This is a genomic window from Dehalococcoides sp. THU4 (genome assembly GCF_043231265.1).
Taxonomy (GTDB): Bacteria; Chloroflexota; Dehalococcoidia; order Dehalococcoidales; family Dehalococcoidaceae; genus Dehalococcoides; species Dehalococcoides mccartyi.
This window is the reverse complement of the sequence record NZ_CP171266.1, coordinates 135200-158308: the sequence shown is the minus strand read 5'-3', so window position 1 is coordinate 158308 and position 23109 is coordinate 135200. Positions and strand designations below refer to the sequence as shown.

29 protein-coding genes are annotated in these 23109 nt (G+C 49.0%); 7 read left to right on the top strand and 22 right to left on the bottom strand.

Translation table 11 applies throughout. The features are described from left to right. Window positions 1-18: 18 nt before the first annotated feature. The 5 genes from ACE6F3_RS00825 to ACE6F3_RS00805 are packed head-to-tail and all read right to left on the bottom strand — an operon-like array spanning window position 19 to window position 5196. A complete protein-coding gene (locus ACE6F3_RS00825) occupies window positions 19-954 on the bottom strand; it encodes a DegV family protein (RefSeq protein ID WP_096476852.1) in 936 nt (311 codons plus the stop codon). Between the two features lie 29 nt (window positions 955-983). Continuing rightward, complete coding sequence (locus ACE6F3_RS00820; RefSeq protein ID WP_278532495.1) at window positions 984-1829, bottom strand: DegV family protein; 846 nt, start codon at window positions 1827-1829, stop codon at window positions 984-986. 21 nt (window positions 1830-1850) lie between these two features. After that, window positions 1851-2696 carry a DegV family protein gene (locus ACE6F3_RS00815; RefSeq protein ID WP_058292527.1) on the bottom strand — a complete coding sequence of 282 codons (846 nt, stop codon included), beginning with the start codon at window positions 2694-2696 and terminating at the stop codon, window positions 1851-1853. A 16-nt stretch (window positions 2697-2712) separates the two neighbouring features. Then, window positions 2713-3552, bottom strand: coding sequence for a DegV family protein (locus tag ACE6F3_RS00810; RefSeq protein WP_010936953.1), 840 nt, complete (start codon window positions 3550-3552; stop codon window positions 2713-2715). A gap of 9 nt (window positions 3553-3561) precedes the next feature. Further along, window positions 3562-5196 (bottom strand): DAK2 domain-containing protein, encoded by a 1635-nt coding sequence (locus ACE6F3_RS00805; RefSeq protein WP_278532496.1) that lies wholly within the window; start codon window positions 5194-5196, stop codon window positions 3562-3564. 128 nt (window positions 5197-5324) lie between these two features. On the opposite strand from ACE6F3_RS00805, the gene rpmB reads away from it, so the two are divergent. Beyond that, window positions 5325-5513 (top strand): 50S ribosomal protein L28, encoded by a 189-nt coding sequence (gene rpmB / locus ACE6F3_RS00800; protein ID WP_010936951.1) that lies wholly within the window; start codon window positions 5325-5327, stop codon window positions 5511-5513. 9 nt (window positions 5514-5522) lie between these two features. On the opposite strand, the gene argH is transcribed toward rpmB, so the two are convergent. From argH to ACE6F3_RS00755, 9 genes are all read right to left on the bottom strand, one after another. After that, window positions 5523-6908, bottom strand: a complete 1386-nt coding sequence (gene argH / locus ACE6F3_RS00795) for an argininosuccinate lyase (RefSeq protein ID WP_279115379.1) — start codon at window positions 6906-6908, stop codon at window positions 5523-5525. Next, window positions 6909-8129: an argininosuccinate synthase gene (locus tag ACE6F3_RS00790; RefSeq protein ID WP_279115382.1), complete on the bottom strand. Its 1221-nt coding sequence runs from the start codon at window positions 8127-8129 to the stop codon at window positions 6909-6911. Window positions 8130-8192: 63 nt separating this feature from the next. After that, window positions 8193-9083 (bottom strand): hypothetical protein, encoded by an 891-nt coding sequence (locus tag ACE6F3_RS00785; RefSeq protein WP_077975499.1) that lies wholly within the window; start codon window positions 9081-9083, stop codon window positions 8193-8195. Between the two features lie 6 nt (window positions 9084-9089). Then, entirely contained in the window at window positions 9090-10286 is a 1197-nt protein-coding gene (locus ACE6F3_RS00780; protein ID WP_279115386.1) for an acetylornithine transaminase, read from the bottom strand. 72 nt (window positions 10287-10358) lie between these two features. After that, window positions 10359-11177: an acetylglutamate kinase gene (argB, locus tag ACE6F3_RS00775; RefSeq protein WP_041342717.1), complete on the bottom strand. Its 819-nt coding sequence runs from the start codon at window positions 11175-11177 to the stop codon at window positions 10359-10361. Between the two features lie 6 nt (window positions 11178-11183). Continuing rightward, a complete protein-coding gene (gene argJ / locus ACE6F3_RS00770) occupies window positions 11184-12401 on the bottom strand; it encodes a bifunctional glutamate N-acetyltransferase/amino-acid acetyltransferase ArgJ (protein ID WP_041342714.1) in 1218 nt (405 codons plus the stop codon). A gap of 89 nt (window positions 12402-12490) precedes the next feature. After that, window positions 12491-13567: a type IV pilus twitching motility protein PilT gene (locus tag ACE6F3_RS00765; RefSeq protein ID WP_010936944.1), complete on the bottom strand. Its 1077-nt coding sequence runs from the start codon at window positions 13565-13567 to the stop codon at window positions 12491-12493. A gap of 224 nt (window positions 13568-13791) precedes the next feature. Beyond that, window positions 13792-13992 (bottom strand): hypothetical protein, encoded by a 201-nt coding sequence (locus tag ACE6F3_RS00760; protein ID WP_010936942.1) that lies wholly within the window; start codon window positions 13990-13992, stop codon window positions 13792-13794. A gap of 145 nt (window positions 13993-14137) precedes the next feature. Then, window positions 14138-14365 carry a hypothetical protein gene (locus ACE6F3_RS00755; protein ID WP_041223395.1) on the bottom strand — a complete coding sequence of 76 codons (228 nt, stop codon included), beginning with the start codon at window positions 14363-14365 and terminating at the stop codon, window positions 14138-14140. Window positions 14366-14486: 121 nt separating this feature from the next. Between ACE6F3_RS00755 and ACE6F3_RS00750 the strand changes: the two genes are divergently transcribed. After that, complete coding sequence (locus ACE6F3_RS00750; RefSeq protein ID WP_058292535.1) at window positions 14487-15047, top strand: flavodoxin family protein; 561 nt, start codon at window positions 14487-14489, stop codon at window positions 15045-15047. 12 nt (window positions 15048-15059) lie between these two features. On the opposite strand, the gene ACE6F3_RS00745 is transcribed toward ACE6F3_RS00750, so the two are convergent. The 3 genes from ACE6F3_RS00745 to ACE6F3_RS00735 all read right to left on the bottom strand — a co-directional run bounded on the left by ACE6F3_RS00745 (window position 15060) and on the right by ACE6F3_RS00735 (window position 16314). Further along, window positions 15060-15254, bottom strand: coding sequence for a DUF2892 domain-containing protein (locus ACE6F3_RS00745; RefSeq protein ID WP_010936939.1), 195 nt, complete (start codon window positions 15252-15254; stop codon window positions 15060-15062). A gap of 140 nt (window positions 15255-15394) precedes the next feature. Continuing rightward, window positions 15395-16024 carry an SdpI family protein gene (locus ACE6F3_RS00740; protein ID WP_279115393.1) on the bottom strand — a complete coding sequence of 210 codons (630 nt, stop codon included), beginning with the start codon at window positions 16022-16024 and terminating at the stop codon, window positions 15395-15397. Further along, a complete protein-coding gene (locus ACE6F3_RS00735) occupies window positions 16024-16314 on the bottom strand; it encodes an autorepressor SdpR family transcription factor (RefSeq protein WP_324665720.1) in 291 nt (96 codons plus the stop codon). The genes ACE6F3_RS00740 and ACE6F3_RS00735 overlap by 1 nt, the downstream gene beginning before the upstream one ends. A 267-nt stretch (window positions 16315-16581) precedes the next feature. Here ACE6F3_RS00735 and ACE6F3_RS00730 point away from each other — a divergent pair, with 267 nt between their 5' ends. The 5 genes from ACE6F3_RS00730 (at window position 16582) to msrA (ending at window position 19291) form a co-directional block, all read left to right on the top strand. Further along, window positions 16582-17049, top strand: coding sequence for a hypothetical protein (locus ACE6F3_RS00730; protein ID WP_041342701.1), 468 nt, complete (start codon window positions 16582-16584; stop codon window positions 17047-17049). A 20-nt stretch (window positions 17050-17069) separates the two neighbouring features. After that, the gene (locus ACE6F3_RS00725; RefSeq protein WP_279115399.1) at window positions 17070-17399 is read left to right on the top strand and encodes a TfoX/Sxy family protein; all 330 of its coding nucleotides are present in this window, start codon (window positions 17070-17072) and stop codon (window positions 17397-17399) included. A 288-nt stretch (window positions 17400-17687) separates the two neighbouring features. Next, window positions 17688-18260, top strand: a complete 573-nt coding sequence (locus tag ACE6F3_RS00720; protein WP_058292537.1) for a flavodoxin family protein — start codon at window positions 17688-17690, stop codon at window positions 18258-18260. Window positions 18261-18392: 132 nt separating this feature from the next. Beyond that, a complete protein-coding gene (locus ACE6F3_RS00715) occupies window positions 18393-18764 on the top strand; it encodes a methionine-R-sulfoxide reductase (protein WP_041223394.1) in 372 nt (123 codons plus the stop codon). Beyond that, window positions 18761-19291 carry a peptide-methionine (S)-S-oxide reductase MsrA gene (gene msrA, locus ACE6F3_RS00710; RefSeq protein WP_058292538.1) on the top strand — a complete coding sequence of 177 codons (531 nt, stop codon included), beginning with the start codon at window positions 18761-18763 and terminating at the stop codon, window positions 19289-19291. The genes ACE6F3_RS00715 and msrA overlap by 4 nt, the downstream gene beginning before the upstream one ends. 76 nt (window positions 19292-19367) lie before the next feature. On the opposite strand, the gene ACE6F3_RS00705 is transcribed toward msrA, so the two are convergent. The 5 genes from ACE6F3_RS00705 to ACE6F3_RS00685 form a co-directional block, all read right to left on the bottom strand. Continuing rightward, window positions 19368-19997 (bottom strand): peptidylprolyl isomerase, encoded by a 630-nt coding sequence (locus ACE6F3_RS00705; RefSeq protein WP_010936930.1) that lies wholly within the window; start codon window positions 19995-19997, stop codon window positions 19368-19370. Window positions 19998-20179: 182 nt separating this feature from the next. Continuing rightward, window positions 20180-20998, bottom strand: a complete 819-nt coding sequence (locus ACE6F3_RS00700) for a hypothetical protein (RefSeq protein ID WP_041342691.1) — start codon at window positions 20996-20998, stop codon at window positions 20180-20182. A gap of 188 nt (window positions 20999-21186) precedes the next feature. Next, window positions 21187-22041 carry a formyltetrahydrofolate deformylase gene (purU, locus tag ACE6F3_RS00695; RefSeq protein WP_041342688.1) on the bottom strand — a complete coding sequence of 285 codons (855 nt, stop codon included), beginning with the start codon at window positions 22039-22041 and terminating at the stop codon, window positions 21187-21189. Window positions 22042-22125: 84 nt separating this feature from the next. Next, window positions 22126-22380 carry a Smr/MutS family protein gene (locus ACE6F3_RS00690; RefSeq protein WP_041342685.1) on the bottom strand — a complete coding sequence of 85 codons (255 nt, stop codon included), beginning with the start codon at window positions 22378-22380 and terminating at the stop codon, window positions 22126-22128. A gap of 145 nt (window positions 22381-22525) precedes the next feature. Beyond that, window positions 22526-22888: an iron chaperone gene (locus tag ACE6F3_RS00685; protein WP_279115404.1), complete on the bottom strand. Its 363-nt coding sequence runs from the start codon at window positions 22886-22888 to the stop codon at window positions 22526-22528. Between the last annotated feature and the right edge of the window lie 221 nt (window positions 22889-23109).

Here is a 23109-nt window from a genome sequence, read left to right as displayed (position 1 = left end):
CTAATATGTTTTGAAAAACTAGTGCAGGCTGGAAAAGCCCAGCTTGGGCAGGTGGATAGAAGGCAGCTTAAATGATTTCTTGTCTTCCGTTTCGTCTGGAGACGCTGTGCCTATACCGCTAAGCTTTTCCCTGATAGCCACAACCAAAGTGCCGGGGCCGCCGTGGACACCCAAAGCAGGCCCAAGCTGTGAGATATGGATTTTGCTCTGGTCAATAAAATCAGCCAGCTTTTCCTTTATACCATGGGCTTCTGCCAAATCTACGCTCTGGACAATCTGGACTGCTTCCAGATTGCGGTTATTTTTTACCAGTTCGGTCAGTTTTTCAATACCTTTATTGCGGGTGCGGTGGATACTGGCCGGCCAGAGAGAGCCGTCTCTAAGGGTAAGCATGGGGCGGATACTCAAAACCCCGCTGATAAGGTTGGAGGCGCTGCTGAGACGCCCGCTCTTCAGCACATATTTTATGGTATCCAGCAAAGCCCAGATATGTACCTGGGGGATATAGCTCTTGATGCTGTTTATTATATTCCCGGCGCTTTCACCCATTTTTGCCATTTCAGCCGCCTGGGTAGCCAGCAAACCCAAAGCCCCGGAAGTAGCCTTGGTATCTATCAGCTCTATATTGCTGCTGCTTTGTGCCAGTTCACGCCCCTGCAACGCCGAATTATAAGTGCCTGATAGTTTGGCACCCATAATCAGGGAGACTATCTGGTCAGTTTCCTTTGAAAGCGTTTTATAAGCATTGGCAAAATCAGCCGGGGTGGGCTGGGAGGTGGTGAACTGTTCGCCCTCAAGCATACGGTTGTAGATTTCGGTTTGGCTGATATCCAGCCCGTCCCGGTAGGTCTTGTTGCCGGACATTACATATACCGGCACTACCGTTATGCCCAGTTCTTTTATAGTTTCCGGTAGTAAATCCACGGTGCTGTCAGTGACTATTTTTACGCTCAATTATTCATACCTTTAAATCAGATTTTTATCTAGGCATCTGCCCAGGCTACCACGCAGACAGCATTAGGGCCGATAGATGTGCCGATGACCGGGCCTATCCGTGAACGGATTATCTTTTCTTTGGGGAAAATGTTACCCAAACGGTCTATCAGACTTTCGGCTACTTCGGGTGTGTTGGCGTGTTCAACCCCCAGATAGCGGATATTCTTGCGGCTGGCGGCATAGTTGTAAAGGTAATCCATACCCGCCTGATGGGAACGCACTCTGGTTACCGGGCTGACCTCTCCGTCCTGAACGGTTATAATGGGCTTGAATGAAAGCATGGCCCCCAGCAGGCTCTGGGCTTTGCCAATCCGCCCGCCTCTGGCCAGGTATTTCAGGGTGTCAAAGTACATAACCCCCGCCAGATAGTTATGAGGTTTTCTGAGTTCTTCCAGTATCTGGTCCAGATTAGCCCCTTCTTTGGCCATATCCGATGCCCGAACTGCCCTGAGCCCGTGTCCGAGGGTAGTCAGCTGGGTATCCAGCACCTCTATGCGGCAGCTAGGGCTTTCCAGCGTTTTTTTAGTGTAAAGTGCAGACTGATAAGTGCCGCTGAGTTTCTGGGACAGAGTAAGAATAAGTATCTGGTCGGTTTCTTTTGAAAGACGGCTTACCAGTTCCATCACATATCCGGGCAGGGGCTGAGTAGTAGTGGGAACGTTACTGTCATGAACCAGACGGGTATAAAATGTTTCCGGGGTTATATCTATGCCGTCCTGAAAGTGTTCGTTCCCGAAGGATACAGTGAGCGGCATTATATGCACATTGCCCATGGCTTTGGCCATCTGGGGGGTTATATCCGAAGTACTGTCAATCACAATCTGGACATTCAAATTAAAGCCTCCAAAATCCTGTTACCGGCTTTTCCCGATGATGTTTAAACACAGGGTATTAGGCCCTGTGTATGTGCCTACTACCGGCCCCACCTGAGTAATATATATCTTTTCAGGCGGGAACAGGGGAGCGAGGCGTTCCTTCAGTTTCAGGGCATCGGTAGTAGAGGTGGCATAACCGATACCTACATATTCAAGGGTGCTGTGCTGGGCGGCAAAGTTATAAAGCTGGTCCATGCCGGCTTGAAGTGAGCGCACTCTGGTCAAGGGGGTTACCACCCCGTCCCGTACAGTCAGCAGGGGCTTTACTGAAAGGAGCGAACCCAGCATACTCTGGGCGCGGCCTATGCGTCCGCCCTTTTGCAAATAGGTCAGGGTATCAAAAAACATAAGCGGCTGGGCATCAGGCAGGCTTTGGGTTATGGCTTCTTTTATCTCTGCCAGGGATTTTCCGCTTCTGGCCAGTTCACTTGCTTTTACCGCCAGCAGTCCCAGTGCCAGGCTGACTGTCTGCGAATCTATTACTTCTACGGGGCAGGTGGGGTTTTCCAGCATATTTACGGCGCTTAAAGCAGACTGGTAAGTGCCGGAGAGCTTGGATGAGATAGTAATAACCAGTATGCCTTCGGCTTCCGGCATCAGTTTTTCATAGTTGTCTTTAAATACGGCCGGTGACGGCTGAGTAGTCTGGGGGTAAATACCGCTTTGGGAAAGGCGGCGGTAAAATTCATCCGGTTTAAGGGTCACATTATCCAGAAAGTGTTCACTGCCAAAAGAGACAGTTAAGGGGATTACTGTAATCCCCATATTTGTAGCCATTTCGGGCGGAATATCCGAAGTGCTGTCGGTTATTATTTTTACCGCCATATCCAGCTCCTTAAAATTATTTATCTTCCAGAACGGTAACAGCTACCGCATTCGCTCCGGTATAGGCGCCTACCACCGGCCCAATCTGTGACCGGTATATCTTTACTTTGGGCAATATCTCCATCAGCTTGGCTGCCAGTTCATCGGCGTCTTCCGGGCTGGTGGCGTACTCTACCGCCAGATATTTTATCTTGGGGAAAGCGGTAATAAATTTATACAGGTATTCCATGCCGGCCCTGCGGGAACGTACTTTGGAAAGGGGGCAGATAATCCCATCTTCCATTTTCAAGATAGGTTTGATAGAAAGCAGCGACCCCACCAGACTTTGGGCTTTGCCCATTCGCCCGCCTTTGTGGAGGTAAGTCAGGGTGTCAAAATACATAATAGGGTGGCAGTCCGCCATTTTTTGGCGGATAGTCTGGCTGAGTTCCTTAAGGCCGAGCCCGGTTTTAGCCAGTTCGGCGGCATAAATAGTCAGCAGCCCTGTCCCCATGATAACCCTTTCGGAGTCTATCACTTCCACCTGGCAGCGGCCGTGTATCATCTCGGCGGCATTTTTAGCAGACGAGTAAGTACCGGAAAGTTTTGAGGAAAGGGTGATAACCAGTATCTCATCTGTTTCTTCACACAGCTTTTCAAATGTTTCCAGAAACACTCCCGGTGAAGGCTGGGTGGTAGTGGGGAATACATCCTGGGAAGTAAGGCGGCTGAAAAACTGGTCAGGTGTTATGCTTAGGCCGTCTTTAAAGTGTTCATTGTCAAACGAAACTGTCAGCGGAACTACGGTTATGCCCAGTTCAGCGGCCAGCTTCTGGCTGATATCCGAAGTGCTGTCGGTTACTATTTTGACTGCCATATTTTCCCTCTATTCAATAGAAACGGTGTAGTTATAATGGGGCTGTCCCCCATTCACCATCTCAACCTGAAGCGACGGATACTTTTCTATAAGCTCAGTCTCCAGTATTTTAGCCTCGTCTTCGGTTGTATCCGCTCCGTAATAGACGGTGATAACCTCTGACTTGGAAAGGTCCAGTTTGGATATTATGTCGTCAAGCACCGCTTTGGGTTCATCACCCACCGCACACAGTTCGTCATCCAGCAGGCCGATAGCCTGTTTTTTCTTTATATTAAGGTCATTCAGCTTGGTAGAGCGGACTGCCCTGGTTATCTCAATGGTTTTAACGTTTTCTTTGGCTTCCTTCATCAGGTTAAAGTTGGTTTCAAAGTCTGCCTCATAGTCAAAGGCCAACAGGGCGGCTACGCCCTGGGGTATGGTGATGCTGGGTATAACCTTTATCTTTTTCTTGGTCAGGTTTTCCACCTGAATAGCTGTCAGGATAATGTTTTTATTGTTAGGCAGTATTATTACCTTGTCCGAAGGGGCGGCTTCCACTGCCTGTAAAATGTCTTTGGTAGACGGGTTCATGGTCTGCCCGCCGGAGATAATGCTCTGGGCGCCCAGACTTTTAAAAACCTCTTTCAGCCCGTCACCGGCAACTACGGCCACAATAGCGGTATCCACTGCCGGCATGCGTTCCTTTTGCAGGGCTAAAAAGTCTTCGTGCTGTTCGTCCATATTGCGTACGCTGACCTTGTGCATAGTACCCAGGTCACACACGTAGTTCATAACACTGCCCGGTTTGAGGGTATGTATATGCACCCTTACGGTGGTGGGGTCACCCACTACTATAAGCGAAACGCCCTTTTTCTTCAGCCGCTCACGTATCTTGTCAATATCCATATTTTCGCCTTTGAGCAAGAACTCAGTACAGTAGCCAAAGGCTTCTTCGTCATCTACCACGTATTGTCCGGCAAGGTTGCCGGTGGGTATGTTTCCGGTAATAACCCGTGATTTGCGGAACTGCATGTCCTCAATTTCGCCCCGCAGGAAATGGAGAGCCCCCTCCAGTATGGTATAAAAACCCTGTCCGCCGGCATCTACCACCCCGGCTTCACGCAGGGCAGGCAGCAGGCTGGGGGTATTGGCTACAGATTCACCGGCCGCATTCATGCCTTTTTCCACCAGTTCACTTACGCTCTGGACACCGTTCTCCAGTTCTTGCTGGCTGGTGGTGGCTACGTCTCTTAGTACGGTCAGGATAGTGCCTTCTACCGGGTTATTCAGCCCCTGGTAGGCTGTCTCAGAGGCCTGTTTCATGGCTGCCGCCCAGTCAGAGGCGCAAATGTCAGTTTTATCTTTAAGGGCAATGGAAACACCCCGCCATATCTGGGAGAGGATAACGCCGCTGTTGCCGCGGGCACCCATCAAGGCACCCTTGGCTATAGCTAAGGCTACGGTTGAAACATTAGGTTCGTTGTATTTGAATGTTTCGTCTACTGCCGAGCGCATGGTCAGTAACATATTTGTACCGGTATCCCCGTCCGGGACAGGGAACACGTTTAAAGCGTCTATATCCTGGGAGCTTTTTTCAAGCCAGTCTGTAGCAGCAGCCACCATATCTCTAAACTGGTCGCCGCTGATATTTCCGTTCTGTGTCATTTTTTCACCTTTGCTTATAGCAATTCTAAGTGGGCAAACTTGTAAAGGCCAATCTGCTATGATATATTTACTTGTCGGATTTTATATGAATTTAGTGGTTCAGTCAAAGGAGTAAATCTTTTAAAACTATGAAGTGTGAAATGTGTGGCAAGACCCCTACATATGGGCATAATGTAAGCCATTCCAAGAGGCGCACTAACCGCGTCTGGATGCCTAATATCCATTCCGCCAAGGTTACAGTCAACGGCGCTGAGGTTCGCATGAAGCTCTGCACCCGTTGCATCCGCTCTCAGGCCAAGCTTGCTAAAACTGCCTAATACAGACATTTAGTTTTTAACTCCAGCTTCAGCCAGTATTTTCTTAGCCCGGGCAATTGCCTGGGCTATTTGTTTTGGGGCAGTTCCGCCGGTCAGGTTGCGGGCGTTTAAAGCAGACTTTATATCCACTGCATAAATATCGTTTCCAAACAGGTTTGAAAACTGGCGGTATTCCTCAAGGCTCAGCTCGCCAAAGGTTTTATTTTGGGAGATGGCGTAGCTCACCAGACGGGCTACTATGCCGTGGGAATTACGGAAACTTTCACCTTTGCCCACCAGATAGTCGGCAATATCGGTTGCCAGCACGTATCCTTTTTCCAAAGCCCGGAGCATACGTTCAGGTTTGAACGTGGCGGTTTTTATCATGCCGGCAAATACCTCCAGACTGTCACCCAGAGTATCTGCGCATTCAAACAGGGGTTCTTTGTCTTCCTGAAGGTCACGGTTATAGGAAAGGGGCAGGCCTTTCATGACAGTCAGCATGGTATTTAGCGAACCGTATACCCGCCCGGTCTTGCCGCGGCAAAGCTCGGCTACGTCAGGGTTTTTCTTCTGGGGCATGATGCTTGAGCCGGTGGTATAGGCATCATCAAGCTCTACAAAGGCATATTCCGCCGAAGACCATATCACCATTTCCTCACTCAGTCTGGAGAGGTGCATCTGGCAGATGGCGGCGTCTGAAAGGTATTCCAGTACAAAGTCCCGCTCTGAAACGGCATCCAGCGAGTTCTGGCTTATAGCCGTAAAACCCAGCTCTTCGGCTACCATTTCGCGGTCAAGCGGATAAGGTACGCCAGCCAAAGCCCCGCTGCCCAGAGGCATCACATCTGAGCGTTTTTTTGCGTCTGTAAAACGCCCGCAATCACGCTCCAGCATTTCAAAGTAAGCCAGCAGGTGGTGCGAAAGAAGCACCGGCTGGGCTACCTGCAAATGGGTATAACCGGGCAAAGCGGTTTGCTGGTGGGCTTCCGCCTGTTTCAGCAAAGCTCCCTGAAGGGTGCGTATTTTATTGATAGTGCTGGTACAGGTGTTTTTTACAAACAGGTGTACATCGGTGGCTACCTGGTCATTCCGGCTGCGGGCGGTGTGCAGTCTGCCGGCCGCCTCGCCGATAAGTTCAAAAAGACGCCCCTCTATGGTCATATGGATATCTTCCATTTCGGGTTTAAACACAAAACTGCCGGTTTCAATCTCGGTCAGGATATCCGAAAGCCCGTTCATGATGGACTGGCTGTCCTCAGCGGAGATAATGCCCTGCTTACCCAGCATGCGGGCATGGGCGGTTGAGCATTTTATATCTTCCTGGTATAAACGCCAGTCAAACGGCAGCGAGGTGGTATATCTGACCACCAGTTCATCTGCCGGTTTTGAAAAGCGGCTGCGGATATGGCTCATCTAGGATTTATTCCCCTTTTCCTCTTCCAGAATAGGCTGGAGCTGGGCCTGCAGTTTGGCCTGAAGTCCCCACAGAGTTATGAAACCCACTGCCGAAGACGGGTCAAACTGGTCTCCCTTATCATAGGTGGCCATGCCCTTGTGGTACAGGGAATAGGGGGATTTGCGTCCCACTACCCGGAAGCTGCCCTTGGAAAGCTTTAAGCGGACTGTGCCGCTGACAAAGCGCTGGCTGGATTCTATAAAAGCGTCCAAATCCTGCCGCAGGGCAGAGAACCACAGCCCGTTATAAATAATATCCGAATAGGTGGCTTCCACCATCTGCTTAAAGCGCAACTGGCTCTTGGAAAGGGTCATGGCTTCCAGAGCCTGGTGGGCGGCAATCAGCACCACCGCCGCCGGGGCTTCATAAATCTCGCGGGATTTAATGCCTACCAGACGGTTTTCCACGTGGTCAATACGGCCTACCCCATGCAGGCCGGCAATATCATGCACTTTCTGTATAAGTGACAAAGGAGACAGCTTTTCCCCGTTTACGGCTACCGGCACACCCTGTTCAAACTCTACTTCCAGGTACTCAGGTGCGTCCGGGGTTGCTTCCACCGGGCGGGTCCAGGCAAATACTTCGGGAATAGGCTCGTTCCAAGGGTCTTCCAGCAGACCGCACTCTATACTCCGCCCCCACAGGTTTTCATCTATGGAAAAAGGGTTTTTGACTGAAATAGGTACGGGAATACCCCATTTCTGGGCGTATTCCATAGTTTGCTCACGGGTCATGCCCCACTGGCGGGCGGGGGCAATAATCTTCAAATGGGGGGCAAGGGTGTTTATGCCCACATCAAAACGTACCTGGTCATTGCCTTTGCCGGTGCAGCCGTGGGCAATGGCGGTAGCCCCTTCTTCCAGGGCTATGTCTACCATAACCTTGGCAATCAGGGGGCGGGCAAGGGCGGTTGCCAGCGGATAGACACCCTCGTACATGGAATTGGCCTTGATAGCCTTCCAGATATAATCCTCGGCAAATTCCTTGCGTACGTCCCTTACGTAGGCCTTTTTAGCCCCTACCTTCAGGGCCTTTTCTTTTATCAGGGTAAAGTCTTTCTCATTACCCACGTCTATGGTAACGGCAATAACGTCCATGCCGTATTTTTCCTGAAGCCATTTGACGGCGGCCGATGTATCCAGCCCGCCGGAATATGCCAGTACAACTTTTTCAGACATAAAAACCTTCCTTAAGCAATTGTTTTATTATCTACTAACCTTGGTTTGAAGTCCAGTCATTTTTTACGTTTTTAAGTTTATTGTTAAAAAATCAGTTATCTGTTTCTTTACTTCCGCGTGTTCCCACGAATACTCATGTCCGGGGGCGCCTATATACAAAAGCACGTTGCCGGGGCTTTTAGGTGAGCGCCCGAAGAGTGCCATAAAATTGGCGGAGAGTATGGTTTTTATATCCCCGTAACTGAACGAATCCGGCACCAGCCCGTTGCTTCGCATCAGCAGCCGCCTTTCATGGTCAAACCCTTTGTGCCAGACCGGCGGGCCGGTTTCAATACTGAATACTTCAGGCATATCCCTGAGGAACATCAGGGTATTATTGGCTGAAACCGCTCCGTTGCTCTCGCTGCCCAGCACTATTTTCAAATCCGGCAGGTGTTTCAGCAGGAAACCCAGTTTGGCTGAAAGCTCATTGGATTTGCTTAGCGAATGGCTGCTTGAGGCCAGCACTTCACTGAATTTTCCGCTTAGGCTGCGGGCAGTCCGCTGATAGTCCATTATCAGGGTTTCAAACCCCCAGTCTGTGGTAAGTTCGTATATGCCCCGGGTAATGCTCTCCCAGCCCTTTGAGGCGGAAATCCGGGCATAACCGAAACCGCCGGGATTAAACAGCAGCAATAAATCAATGTTTTTGACTGCCAGATAGGCCGCCAGCAGGTTATTTCTGAAGGTTGCCTGTTTGGACAGGTTTTTGGGAAAAAACCGGGCGGCAAGCTTAGCGGCTTCGGCACTTATACTTTCAGGTACTTCCGAAAGATTAGTTTCTTTGAGTTTGTCGCCTGCACTGGTGCGAAATAATCCCGGCATGGGCAGGGGGTTAGCCAGCAAAATCAAAAAAGCGCCTGCCGCCAGCAGTACGGCTACCCCCAAAATAATTTTCAGTATGTCCCAGTCCATCTGCCCCTAGACCCCGCAGCTTTCATGCCGGGTAAGCACACTATCCAGCTTGGCAAGTGCCGCATCTATATCTGCTTGGGTGATATTCAGCGGGGGCATAAAACGCAGGGCATTGGGCTTAACCGCATTCAGCAGCAGCCCTTCTTCCAGGCAGCTTTCGACTATTTCTTTGGCAATATTGGTTTTAAAGTCCAGTGCCATCAGTAGACCGCAGCCTCGGCAGCCCTGTATAAGGCTGTGTTTTATTTTAAGTTTTTCAAGCCCTTCGGCAAGGTATTTACCCATGCTGCCGGCGTTTTCGGAGATATGGTTATCCAGAATAAACTTCATAGCGGCATATCCGGCGGCACAGGCCAGCGGGTTACCCCCGAAGGTAGAGCCGTGTTCCCCCTTGGCAAAGACTGAAGCGCTCTCCTTAGCCATAAACGCACCTATGGGTATGCCGCCAGCCAGCCCTTTGGCCAGGGTGATTATATCCGGCTCAATGCCGGAATATTCATAAGCAAAAAGTTTGCCGGTACGGCCGATGCCGGTCTGGATTTCATCCAGTATCAGCAGTATGCCGGCCTCATCACATATTTGGCGGACAGCTTTCAGGTAGCCTTTATCAGGTACGTTTACCCCGCTTTCGCCCTGTATGGGTTCAAGCATAACGGCACAGGTTTTGTCTGTAATGGCCGCTTTTATAGCCTGGGGGTTATTGTACTCCACGTTTATAAAACCGGTTGGCAGGGGGGTATACGGCTCCTGGTATTTACTCTGGCCGGAGGCCGAAACCATGGCCAGGGTCCGCCCGTGGAAAGAACCGGTGGCGGTAATTACTTCGTAAGCCCCTTTGAGTTTCAGTTTGCCGTAGCGGCGGGCAAGCTTAACTGCCCCTTCGGTAGCTTCGGTGCCGCTGTTACAGAAGAAAATGCGGTCCAGTACGCTGTTATCAACCAGCAGTTTGGCCAGTTTAAGCTGGGGAATGGTATAAAAATTGTTGGAAGTTTGGATAAGTGTGCCAGCCTGCTCTGAAACCGCTTTGACTACTGCCGGGTGGCAGTGCCCCAGGCTGTTTACCGCCCAGCCGGCTACAAAATCCAGATATTCTTTGCCCTTATCATCCCAGACCTTTGCTCCCTGCCCCTTCACAATAGTGATGGGTGCGCGGTAAAAAGTCTGCATGTAATATTTATGTTCAAGCTCTTGCCAGTTATCCACTTTAACCTCTTTTATTAATAGTATTATCGCCTTTTTAAAAAGGCAATCTGCCGGGTTAACAGGTTACTATGTCTAACTGCGCCTAAGGTGCTGGCCTATTATGGTAGTGCCGCAATTGCCTTCGGTAAGCTCACGCACCAGCATATGGGGTATTCTGCCGTCTATTATACAGGCGGAAGCACCTGCCAAAGTAGCCTTAAGGCATGAGCGGAGCTTGGGTATCATCCCGCCTGAGGCCGTGCCTGAAGAGAGCAGTTCGGCGGCGTGCTCTGCACTTATCTCACCCAGTGCCTCTCCGTTTTTGCCCTTTACGGCCGGTACATCTGTCATAAAGACCAGCCGTTCGGCCTGAAGGGCGGCTGCAATCTCTCCGGCGGCCGGGTCTCCGTTTATATTGATTAAACGGCGGCTGCCGGACGGGCGTTTTGTGTGATGGAAGCTGACCGGTGAAATCACCGGAGTAATATCTTTATCCAGCAGGGCGTTAATAAGCCCGGTATTTACTGCGGTCACATCTCCCAGATAGCCGGTTTCGGTTGCCCGCATTTGCCCGGTTATGGTAGCCCCGTCCACCCCGGATATACCGGCGGCCTGTACGCCCATATCCAGCAGGGCGGCCACAATTTCCTTATTCACCAGCCCCGTTAAAACAGCGGCAACTACGTCCAGAGTAGGGTCATCTGTCACCCGTTCTCCGTTAACAAGGCGTGTTTCCAGCCCCAGCTTGGCAGACCAGTCACTTACGGTGCTGGCACCCCCGTGGATAAGCACCGGTTTAAGCCCCATCTGTTTTAGGGCGGCAATATCTTTCAGGGAGGTGTCCTTGGAACTAAGGACTGAACCCCCCAGCTTTATTACAACTATATGGTTACTCACTTGGGATACATTCATTTCAGTTTAAGTGGTGTAGTCCGCGTTTATTTTTACGTATTCGGCTGAAAGGTCACAACCCCAGGCGGTGGCTTTGCCTTCGCCCAGGTTCAGGTTCAGTTTTATAATAACTTCTACCTGTTTAAGCCACGAAGACAGTTCTTTTTCGTCTGCACCTGTGCGCTGGCCTTTTTGGAGTACCCGGCTTTCGCCAAGGTACAAGTCCACCCGTTCTATATCAAAATCAGCTCCGGACCGTCCGGCGGCCGCCAGTATCCGTCCCCAGTTGGGGTCAGCCCCGTGGACAGCGGTCTTCACCAGCGGTGAGCCGGCTACCGCGCGGGCAATCAGTCTGGCGTCTTCCAGGCTGGCTGCGCCTTCCACCTGTATTTCAATCAGCCGTTTAGCGCCTTCACCGTCCCGGGCAACACTCTTAGCCAGAGACTGGCAGACAATGTTAAGTGCCTGCTGGAATACCAGCGAATATTCGGTATCTCCGGCAAAGGTGGGGTTTTCGGCTTGGCCGTTTGCCAGCATGAAGAGGCTGTCATTGGTAGAGGTATCACCGTCTACCGTTATCATATTGAAGCTGATATCCGCCGCTTCTTTAAGGGCAAACTGCAAAAAATCCTTGCTTACGGAGGCATCTGTGGTTATAAAACCCAGCAGGGTAGCCATATTGGGGTGAATCATGCCCGCCCCTTTGGCCGCTCCGGCTATGTAAAACTGGAAACCTTCTATATTTACCCGGACTGCAATCTCCTTGCTGCGGGTGTCGGTAGTCATTATCGCCCGGGCAAAATCATGCCCGTTGCGTTGGGAAAGACCTATCAGGCGGATACTCTCTTTGATTTTATCCATGGGCAGGCGGTGGCCGATAACCCCGGTAGACGCTATCAGCACATCTTTGGGCTGCATATTCAGGGTTTCAGCCGTAGTCTTTACCATCTCAATGGCATCTGCCATACCGGCTTCACCTGTTCCGGCATTGGCACAGCCGCTGTTGACTACAATAGCCCGGTTATCCGGGAAACCCAGATTGTGTTCTGAAATATAGACCGGGGCAGCCCGGAATTTGTTGGTAGTGAATATGCCTGCGGCCACGCAGGGTGTATCCGAGTACAAAATAGTTAAATCCAGATTGTTCTTGGACTTCTTTTTGATACCCGCATAAATAGCGCCGGTTTTGAAACCTTTGGGTGTGGTAATGCTGCCGTCAGGCAAAATATCTATACTGCTTTTCATAGCACTAGAATATACCACTTCCCAAGCCGGAGGGCAATTTAAAAAGGCACCTGGGCAAGGTGAAATTTACCCGCCTGTCAGCAGGGTTTCTAAGTCCCCCGGTTCACACCGCACAGGGTCTTACGCAGTCTTTCGGGGTTACTGCTTTTTAAAACAGCGTTTTCGGTGCTTATTACCCCGTCTTTTGCCAGGCGGGTCAGTTCATTATCCAGTGTTTGCATACCTTCATTTTTGCCCAGTTGCATTATGGTCAGCAGTTCAAATGTTTTACCTTCGCGGATAAGGTTGCGGGCGGCATTGGTGGCAATCAGTATTTCAAAAGCGGCCACCCGGCCTTTATTATCCAGTCTGGGAATAAGGGTCTGGGAGATAATGGCTTCCAGCACCTGGGAAAGCTGGAGGCGTATCTGCTGCTGCTGGGAGGGCGGGAACATATCTATCAGCCGGTCAACTGTCTGGGGGGCATCGGTAGTGTGGAGGGTGCCTATTACCAGATGGCCTGTTTCGGCGGCGGCAATGGCGGTGGATATGGTTTCCAAATCTCTCATTTCGCCTATGACTATCACATTAGGGTCATGGCGGAGGGCGTGTTTTAAGGCCGTTGCAAAGGAATGGGTATCTCCCCCAAGCTCACGCTGGGATATGATACACTCGTTGTCATGGAACAGGTACTCTATAGGGTCTTCAATAGTAATCACGTTGCATCGGCGGCAGTTGTTCAGGTGTTCTATCATGGCGGCCTGGGTGGTGGATTTGCCGCTGCCGGTAGGGCCGGTAACCAGCAGCAACCCGCGCGGGCGGATAATCAGGTTTTTAAGGATAACCGGCAGCTTAAGTTCATCTATGTTGCGGATAGCAAAGGGGACTACCCTGAAAGCCAGACTCAGGCTGCCCCTCTGGCGGAGTACATTGACCCGGAAGCGGGCCAGATTGGTAACCGAATAGACGAAATCCAGTTCATTTTCGGCGGCAAATATCTCCTGCTGGTGGGGGGTAGTGATAGCGGTGAAAATTTGTTCGGCATCTTCCGGAGTAATAGGCGGGTATTGCATCTGGCGTATTAAATCCCCGTTTATGCGCAGTACCGGTGCGGTAGGGGCTTTGATATGTAAATCTGAGGCGTCGTTGTCTACTACCAGTTTCAGCAGTTCATATACCTCTATCAAGGTCGCACCTCCCAAGCTGCAGACAGATATTACTCAGGCTGATAATATTTAAAATTATTATATGTATAATAACCTATAATACACATATGTCAAGAGAAGTGATTTTAAAGCAGGTTTAGGCTGAAGAGTGAAAGCCAAAATACACAAAATCCGCTTTGCCAAATCCGTTATGAGGGCGAGTTTGGGTCAGTTACCCTGTTCGGGGGCAGGGCGTTACTAAGTGATTAATCATGGTTATGGGTCTTAACAGCTTTGCGGAGGTTCAAGAATTCTTCCCGGACCGGCGAATCCAGCCAAATCCGGGAAAGGCTGCTGCGTTGTCCGGTCAGCCACAGGTACAGGTCATCTTTAGTCATAGAGCGCTTGCACCAAAGGCACGTATAAACCCCGCTTTCCTGTTTTACCCATTCATGGGTGTGTCCCATAATAGTCTCCTTGCAGGACAGGGTGTCTAAATATATTTTATGTTATATCCTGCAGGATTGCTATTAGTGGGAGTACGTAATTTGGCCAAAACGGGCAGGGCAAAGCAGGGGTCTCTTTTGACTTCAAAAGGGCAGGTTTGTCAGCTTAGTCCTGTTTGAAACAGCTCTGGCAGTAAATGCGGATATTTTCAGCGGTATCGGCGGCTGCGCCGGTCAGGTAAATTACCTTCCAGCCGTCAATACGGGATTTGTCTTTGTTCTCATAAACAAGCTTGCGGTTACAGCGGATATAAGTGTGGGCGTGAGATTGGTCTTTGCATTCGCATTTGCCGCCGCACCTCTGCCAGGCCTGCTCAACTACACTACTATACATATTCACCTCGTAAACTACGGCACTATAATAATCAACCGAAGCAGATTATTTGTCAATATATATAGCCGGTTTATAAAGTTTAAGGTATTATGATATATCTGTTTTATATAAGGGGTTTAAGATGAAGGTTTTAGCCGTATCGGGTAGTCCCCGTCCGCAAGGTAACACCGCCTTTCTGCTGGATGAAGTTCTTTCCGAGCTGGAAAAGGCAGGTATTGAGACCGGGAGAATAGACATTGCTAAGGCGAATATCAAGCCTTGTCTGGGGCACGATAACTGCGCCGAATACAAAAAGTGTCTCCAGCACGATGATATGGATGCCATTTTTAAAGACATGTCAGAAGCCGACGGCCTTATTGTGGCTACTCCGGTCTATTATTACAACGTAACTGCCCAGCTGAAAGCCTTTATAGACCGCCATTATTTTCTGTATAAACATGATATATCATTGGAATTTAAAGCTGTAGGGGTGGTGATACTGGCCGAAGAGCAGGGGTTGGATGATACCCTGAATACCCTGGTGCAGTATCTGGACAGCAGCTTTAAAGTAAAAGCCCATGAACTGGTGGTTTTGACCGGTTATGCCGCCCGTGAAGGAGACGCCAAAGACAACGCCGAACTTATCAGCCTTGCCCGGGATATGGGGCAAACGCTGGCGGCTACACTCAAAGGTGCCTCCTGACGGATTACCGGGCTATTTGTTGGTGTTTATTTTGAAGGGTATGTACAGCAGGCAGGTACCCACCAGTGAAGTGACAATAAACACTGCCGCTACTATATAAAGTAATACCGACCAACCGCCTGTGGTTACAAAAACAGCCAGTGCCAGGGCAATGATGCCAAGAATAATGCGTATAATACGGTCAGCTTTGCTCATGTTTTTAGGCATATTCGCACTCCTTGACGGTATTTGCAACTATTTTTACTCTTTGCAACACCAAGGGCAATACGTAGATATACGTATAAGCGCAATCTCCGGTTGCCCTGTTTTCAGTTTAAGCATTCTTTAGCGCGGCAGAATAAGGTGTTTTACAGGCGGGAAGACCTGGCATTCGGGTCTTTTTTCCATACCAGGTAAGAGTAGACAAACAGGCCTATTATCCCCAGTAACAAACCGGCCAGGCTGGCTATCATCAGCAAACCCGCACCCACAAACACCCTGCCGCCCAGACGGTGGGTTTTATCCCATGACAGGTCACTGCTTAATGTCCAGGCGGTGCGTATGCCCACGAACCAGGTAGGCCGGAGCTTGCCGAACATATTTCCCAGCAGTGCCAGCAGCAGCCCTACCATTATCAGAATAAAGGTGCTGGTATTGGCGACTACTCCGTAAGAATAGAGTATGGTTATGCCATAAATGCCCCCGAAGAAGACCACTATCAGGCGGATAAGCAGGCTGTATACTTTTTCAAACTTCAGGTAGTTGGCCTTGCGGGGGTCAAGGTAGGGCAGGTATATAAGCAGCAGAAATATGCCAAGGCATATCAGGGGCATCAGAAGCAAGCCCTCAAACTTGCCTCCGTAGCGGTCTACTGTTCCGTCAATCCCCCAGTGTACTGGCAGCAAGTCCGGGGCATTAGGCCAGGTAATCAGCCCGGTTACAAACATGGACAGTATAATAAAAAGACTCAGGCGGTGTTCTTTCCAGTTTATATGCATTATAAGCCTTCCTGTTTTATATTGCGAAGGTTTGGTTTGTCCTTTTTGAATATTTCCATCATCAGGTTCAGTACCTCTTCCAGCACCGAAGTATTCAGGCTGTAAAATATATGGTTGCCCTTTTTCTCCTCCCGTATCAGCCCGGCTTCTTTGAGGAGTTTAAAATGGCCCGAAAGGGTGGATAAAGCCAGGTCAAACTGGCGGCTTATTTCACCGGCACTTAAAGGGGTATCTTTGAGAAGCTTCAGTATCTGCCGCCGGTTCGGGTCTGACAGGGCTTTGAAGACCAGATTGTCCAAAGGTTGCACTTCCCAAAAAGTATTTCGGTATATACCGAAATAGTATATAATCAGGCCCGGTTTTTGTCAAAGACAGCCAAACCTGCCAGACATTTATTTTAAGTATCCGAAAGGGGTTTAGCGGCGGGGGAGAAAGGCATTTTTTGGCAGGTATAAATTCTGGAATATCCGCCGGGATTAAGTGTAAGTTTTGCGGATTAGAGCTATAATAAATCACCCGGTTTTGGCTTGTAAAAGGTGCGCAAGGAGGAAATCTAGATGTTTTCCAAAGAGTGGTTTGTATATGTAATCGGCCGCTGGTTGCTGCTTTCCGGCATTGCCGGTGCCCTTATCCAGTTTGTATTTGCAGATAAACTGGGCATTGCCACTATTCCTGCCTTCCTTTTAAACCAGTTTGTGCTGGCCTGTGTTTTCTGGTACGTAGATAAGTATATATTTCAGCGGCATTTTAACCGGGTCAAAGAGATATTCAAGTTTCCCCGGGTAAAGGGCAACTTCACCCTGGACCACCAGTATAAAAAAATATCTGAAGAGTATGCCGAATTTGCCCAGGCCTATGCCGCTAACCCCGAAGACCACCAGAAATGGCTGCACCAGTTTCTGGATTTGAATCATGCGGTAGAGATGACCGAGCGGGTCCTGCGGGAAAAAGGGGTCAGTGTAGACCAGGAGTATTACAATATTGTCCAGCAGAACAAGGCTCGCGGGCTGTACGAAAAGGCCTGACCGCCGGAAAGGATACTCTGGTGAGAGCCACCAAAGAATTTCTCCAGTTGGTCTTGGATAAACTTTCCGCCCTGCCCGGAGTTGATAGCCGGGCTATGTTTGGCGGCTATGGCATTTATTACCAGGGGCTTATGTTCGGGCTGCTGGCAGATGAAAATAGCCTGTATTTTAAGGCCGGAGAAACCAACCTGGCTGATTATCTTTCATACGGCAGCCGCCAGTTCAAACCTATGCCGTATTACGAAGTGCCGCCGGAGGTATTTGAAGATGAGGTTCTGTTTGTTAAATGGGCAGAACGTTCGGTTATACAGGCCAGGCAGGCAGCTGCCAAAAAGGCTTCCAAAAAATAGCTATTTCCCAAAACTGTTAAGCCAAGCTGTGAAAGTGGCTGAAGTCTAAAATCCTCCTCTTAAAAGGCTTACTCTCTTATACATGGGAGCAGGTTTCCTTTTTAAATCAAGGTTTAGTTTGGCGTCTGAAAAAATATCCGGTGAAAAAAGTTAGAGCTATATTTGCCGGTTTTGACAGCGGTCTCAGGCTAAGTGGTATAGTAGATAGTATGGGATACGTTTAAGGGCCTATAACAGGTTTAAATGTATCCGGGCTAACATAGTAATCAATATTTTGGGGGGTAAGACATGAAAGTGGTGGCGTTTAACGGCAGTCCGCGGGCGCAGGGTAATACCCGCCGGGGGCTGGAAATGGTACTGGCTGAGCTGGAGAAAGAGGGTATTCAGACTGAGATTATTCAGCTGGGCGGCAAGAAGGTATTCGGTTGTCTGGCCTGCGGCCAGTGCAAAATAAATAAAAATCTCCGTTGTGCCCGTAATGATGACGATATGAATGCTTTTATAGCTAAAATGTTTGAGGCAGACGGCATCATTATAGGTTCACCCACTTATTTCAGCAATGTAAATGCCGAGGTAAAAGCCTTGATTGACCGGGCAGGCATGGTAGCCAGGGCTAATGACCATGCCCTTAAGGGTAAGGTCGGTGCGCCGCTGGTGGCTGCCAGACGGGCGGGGGCTACCTTTGTTTATTCGGCTATCAACTTTTTCTTTGGTATTAACCAGATGATAGTTCCGGGCTCTATTTACTGGAATATGACTCTGGGCGGAGCGCCGGGTGATATTGAAAAAGACGAAGAGGGCAAAAATACCTTTATCCAGCTCGGTAAAAATATGGCGGATTTGCTTAAAAAACTGAATTAGGTTTCTGAATCTGGGGGTTACGGGGCTGTACTTGAATGGTCAGCCCCGTTAATTTTTTAAGTAAAAAAGTATTGTGTTTTGTCCTGCGGCTTATTATGCTAAAAGTATAAAGGAGCAAAAGGAATAAAACATATGGAATACAATAAATTAAGCCCCGAAGAAGAAGCGGTGTTAATCCGCAAAGGAACTGAACCGGCCTTCAGCGGCGAATATGTGAATTTGTTTAAAGACGGCACATATGTTTGCCGCCGGTGCGGTGCGCCCCTTTATTCCGCCAAAGACAAATTCCACTCCGGCTGCGGCTGGCCAAGCTTTGATGATGAACTGCCGGGAGCTGTTAAACGCCAGCCTGACCCGGACGGGCGGCGGACTGAGATACTCTGTGCTGCCTGCGGCGGACATCTGGGTCATGTCTTTAATGGTGAAAGCTTTACCCCCAAAAATACCCGCCACTGTGTAAATTCACTTTCGATTAAGTTTATGCCTGAGAGCGGCGGCAAATGACTGAAACAGCCGTATTCGGCGGGGGCTGTTTCTGGTGTATGGAAGCAGTATTCAGCCGTCTTTCGGGGGTACTCAAGGTTGAACCCGGATATGCGGGGGGGACTTTGCCGAATCCCACTTATCAGCAAGTCTGCGCTGGAGATACCGGGCATGCCGAAGTTGTAAAGCTGGAATTTGACCCCGCTCTGGTTTCATATACTGATTTGCTGGATATCTTTTTTCAAATGCATGACCCTACTACCCCAAACCGCCAGGGGCAAGATATAGGCACGCAGTACCGCTCGGTTATTTTTTATACTACGCCTGCCCAGAAAGTGCAGGCTGAGGAGACTATAAAGAAACTTGACGAAAGCGCCGGCTTTCCCGGGCGGATAGTGACCGGGGTATTGCCCCTTGAAAAGTTTTACCCGGCCGAAGATTATCACCGCCAGTATTATGCCTCACATTCAGATCAGCCTTACTGCCGCTTTGTTATCCAGCCGAAGCTGGATAAACTGAAAGAACACTTCGGCGGTATGCAGAAATAGGTTTTTCCGGACTAATAAAAAGGCGGCTCTTTTAAGAGCCGCCTTTAGTTTATATTCAGTTTAAGTTAAAGCTGTTTTAGCCTTCGGTTATAGTTATCTTGATAATCTTGGGGGGATTGGAGGGGGTGCTTACCTCACCATAACTGTTAGCTACTACCGGTACTGACGCCAGCTTGGTAATCACATCCATTCCTTCAATCACCCGGCCGAACTGGGTGTAGTTGGGCTGGTAGTCCAGGTTCTTAGCCTGTGCGCCGGTACAGATAAAGAACTGGCTGCCGTTGGTATTGGGGCCGGCGTTTGCCATGGCAACTATACCGGGGTCATACGAATGTTTTACCGGCAGTTCATCAGCAAAGCGGTAACCCGGGCCGCCTCTGCCGGTGCCGGTCTGGTCACCGGTCTGAATCATAAAAGCTTTCATTATGCGGTGGAAGATTACCCCGTTGTAGTAGTTTTCTTTAGCCAGAAATACAAAATTATTAACCGTCACGGGGGATTCGGAGGCAAAAAGCTCAATCTTGAAGCTGCCCAAAGTGGTTTCCACCGTGGCGAAATATTGCTTGGCAGGGTCTATCTGCATGGCCGGGGCAGCATCCCAGGACATGGGGGTTACTTCAGGGGCGGCATCTCCGCCGTTGCAGCCGCTGGCAAACAGGGTTACGGGAAAAAGTGTAGCCAAAATAAGGGCTTTAGTGGATTTCATTAGTCTACCTTTCTGATATAAATTAAAATATTCGGGCTGTATTGAGAAATTTGTACCTGTTCATGGTATCAGAAAAAGCTGTGTTTTTCCAACTGCTGTTTGGTATTTTATATTTGAAAACAGGCTGGCTGCATAGAAAAGGGCGGCATCACCGCCGCCCCTTTTAGTTTTAGGCCTGAGTATTAGTCAAACGGTTTTTCCAGGAAAACTGCAATATTGTCATCGTAAATCAATACCTGAAAGTCAAAGCCGCGTACTACGCCGGAAAGAGTGGTGCAGGTACTATCCGAATTTGTAGTTTCGGCATATTCAGCCATATTCTGCAGCCGGGTGCGGTAGTATTCCACTGCGGCCTGTCTGCCGCCGCTGAAATTATAGTGATTGGTGTACTGAAGTTCGCCGTCTCCGTTGCTCCGGCAGGCTACGTCATGGTACCGCTGCTGGGTAAGGTTAAAAACGGGGAATACATCTGACGGGAAATCCCCCCAAAGAGGATGTTCGGTATAAAAGTTATCAGGCATATCAGCCGCCAGGTAAATCAGATTACGGCTGCCTTCTTCTACAACTCTGGCGGTAAAGTGATAATTATTTATATCAGTGTCCACGTCATAAAAGCTGGAAGGGTTCAGGCTTCCGGCAAGCCCGGCATAATAAGCTACAATCTCGGCTTTGGGCTTTTCGCTGTAGTAAACAACATTGTACGTACATACATATCCCGGGTTCATATTAAAACCGGGGAAAAACACATCTAGATTGCAGGAGCTTATGGCCTTGCTCTCATAAAGCGGCCACATCTGCTCAGGGTATCCTTGCAGCAGGTATCCCTCATACTGGGCATAGGGGTCATATACAGGCGGCGGATTGGAAGGATTGTTGGAGTTATCATCTGGGGGGGGATTAGATGCGTTACTGTCAGGGTCATTTCCTCCGCCACAGGCGGAGAGTACCAAAAGCAGGCAAACAAGGCTCATAAAGGCAATACGTCTGAGGCTTTTTTTCACAAACTATCCCTCTTAAAAAATATTGGCAGTTTGGAATGTATGCGGGAGAGTACCTTTACGGCACTTGGGGTCAATTGGCCAAACCAACCTAAGTAAGTATAACAAAACCTTACCATAAATATAAAGCATCAGGCGGCATTTTGGGGTATACCTTAAGCCGGTTTCAGATTTTCTCCGGCTGGCAATCCCTAGAGGATAATAGTGCGGTTGTTGTGCACGAAGATACGGTGGTCTAAAAATACCTTCATTGCCTGTGAAAGCACCAGTTTTTCAATATCTCTGCCCTTTACCATCAGGTCTTCTACGCTATCCTCATGGCTTATGGGCATGGTGGACTGGCAGATTATAGGGCCTTTGTCCAGATTGTTATTTACGAAATGGGCGGTAGCACCCACCAGTTTTACTCCGCGTTCAATCGCCTGGTGGTAGGGGCGCGCTCCCTCAAAAGCCGGCAGGAACGAATGGTGGATATTTATTATCCTGTTTTCAAAGCGGGCTACAAATTCGGGTGAAAGCACCTGCATATATCTGGCCAGTATCATGAAGTCTATGTTGTACTCATTAATCAGACAGGTCTGCTCATTTTCGGCTTCAAGCTTGTTATCCGGGGTGACTTTGACTACTTTGTAATCAATGCCGAATAAATCGGCTATTTGTTTCAAGTCTGGGTGGTTGCTGATAATCAGGGGAATATCACATTTAAGTTCCCCGGCTTTATACCTCAGCATTATATCCCACAGGCAGTGGTCATATTTAGATACAAATACTGCCAGCCGGGGTTTGCGGTCAGAGTAAAATATCTGCCAGTTGTCTGCGTAGCAGTATTCCTGCCCCATTAGTGCAATCTCGGCTTCCATCTGTTCACGGCTAAGTGCAAAAGCGGAAATATCCCATTCCAGGCGCATAAAAAAAGTATTGGACGGGTGGTCTACAAATTCGTCCAGGGTAATAATATTGCCGTTATTGCGGCAGATAAAGCTGGAAATACTGGAAATAATGCCTTTTTTATCTGTGCAGTGAATTTTAAGTATAGCGCTGGGCATATTCTTCTCTTTAAAAAAGTTATTACATACTCTAGCAGTTATTTATCGTCAAGACAATCTTTTCAGCTACGCATTTTGGGGCGGCTAAAACTTGAAATGGACAAACACCCGCCCGAAGTTTTTATCATCTTTTTCCAGCCGGTGGTAGAGTTTTTTAATATCAGGCTGGGCCAGAAACCTGAGGACATGTTTCTTGAGCTGGCCTGAGCCCTTGCCGGGGATAATCTCCACCGGGCTGATTTTCTTTTCAACCGCCTGGTTGATTACCCGGTGCAGTTCAGCCTCAATCTGACCGCTTTTATTGTAAATATCATGTAAATCCAAGACCAGTTTTGCCATTTTACCTTACCGTTTATATATTTAGCAGGCGGGAAGGGTGCGCCGGACGGGTGCATCATAAACTAAAATGATATGGCTTGCCAAATAGCCAGCCGGAGTTTGGCCTTTTGATGGAGTATTCTTGCCGGTTATTTAGGTATCACTCTTATTTTTTATCCGCTAAGTTTTCGTTTACTCTGAAAGCCACAATTTTTCTGATAAGCGGGAATGGCAGCGGTTTATCCAGCGGAAACCTGACTGTGCCTTTGGATATCTCGTAAGCTGACAGCTCTTGCTCAAAAGCGGTGATGCCGGATGATGAGGGGAAAAAGCTTATGTGGTTTTTGAAAGCACCGAAATGCACCAGATTGCCTTTTAGCTTAAATGTGGGTATGCCGTAGCTGATAGTCTCAACGGCCTGAGGCGCTTCCTCACTGATAACCTGCCGTAACTCCCTGAGAATAACCTGAACATTCTCCGGGAACCCCTGGATATATTTATCTATACTTTTGTCAGGTGTGTTTTGCATTTCTTATTCCTGTTTGGTTAAAAGTAGCCAGACATTTATCATCTTATTCTAAGGTTAAATCAGGGCAGGTTCAATCCCCTGTTTGGTTTTGGGGATGTTTAGACAGAGAGTTTGTTAGTTCGCCCGGCATTTGCGGTTGTTTCTGAGGAGGTTTTTTAAATAGTCATTAGCTTTTTTAAATTTTCAAGGTAAGGGTTAGACTGCCGGATATCAAATCTACA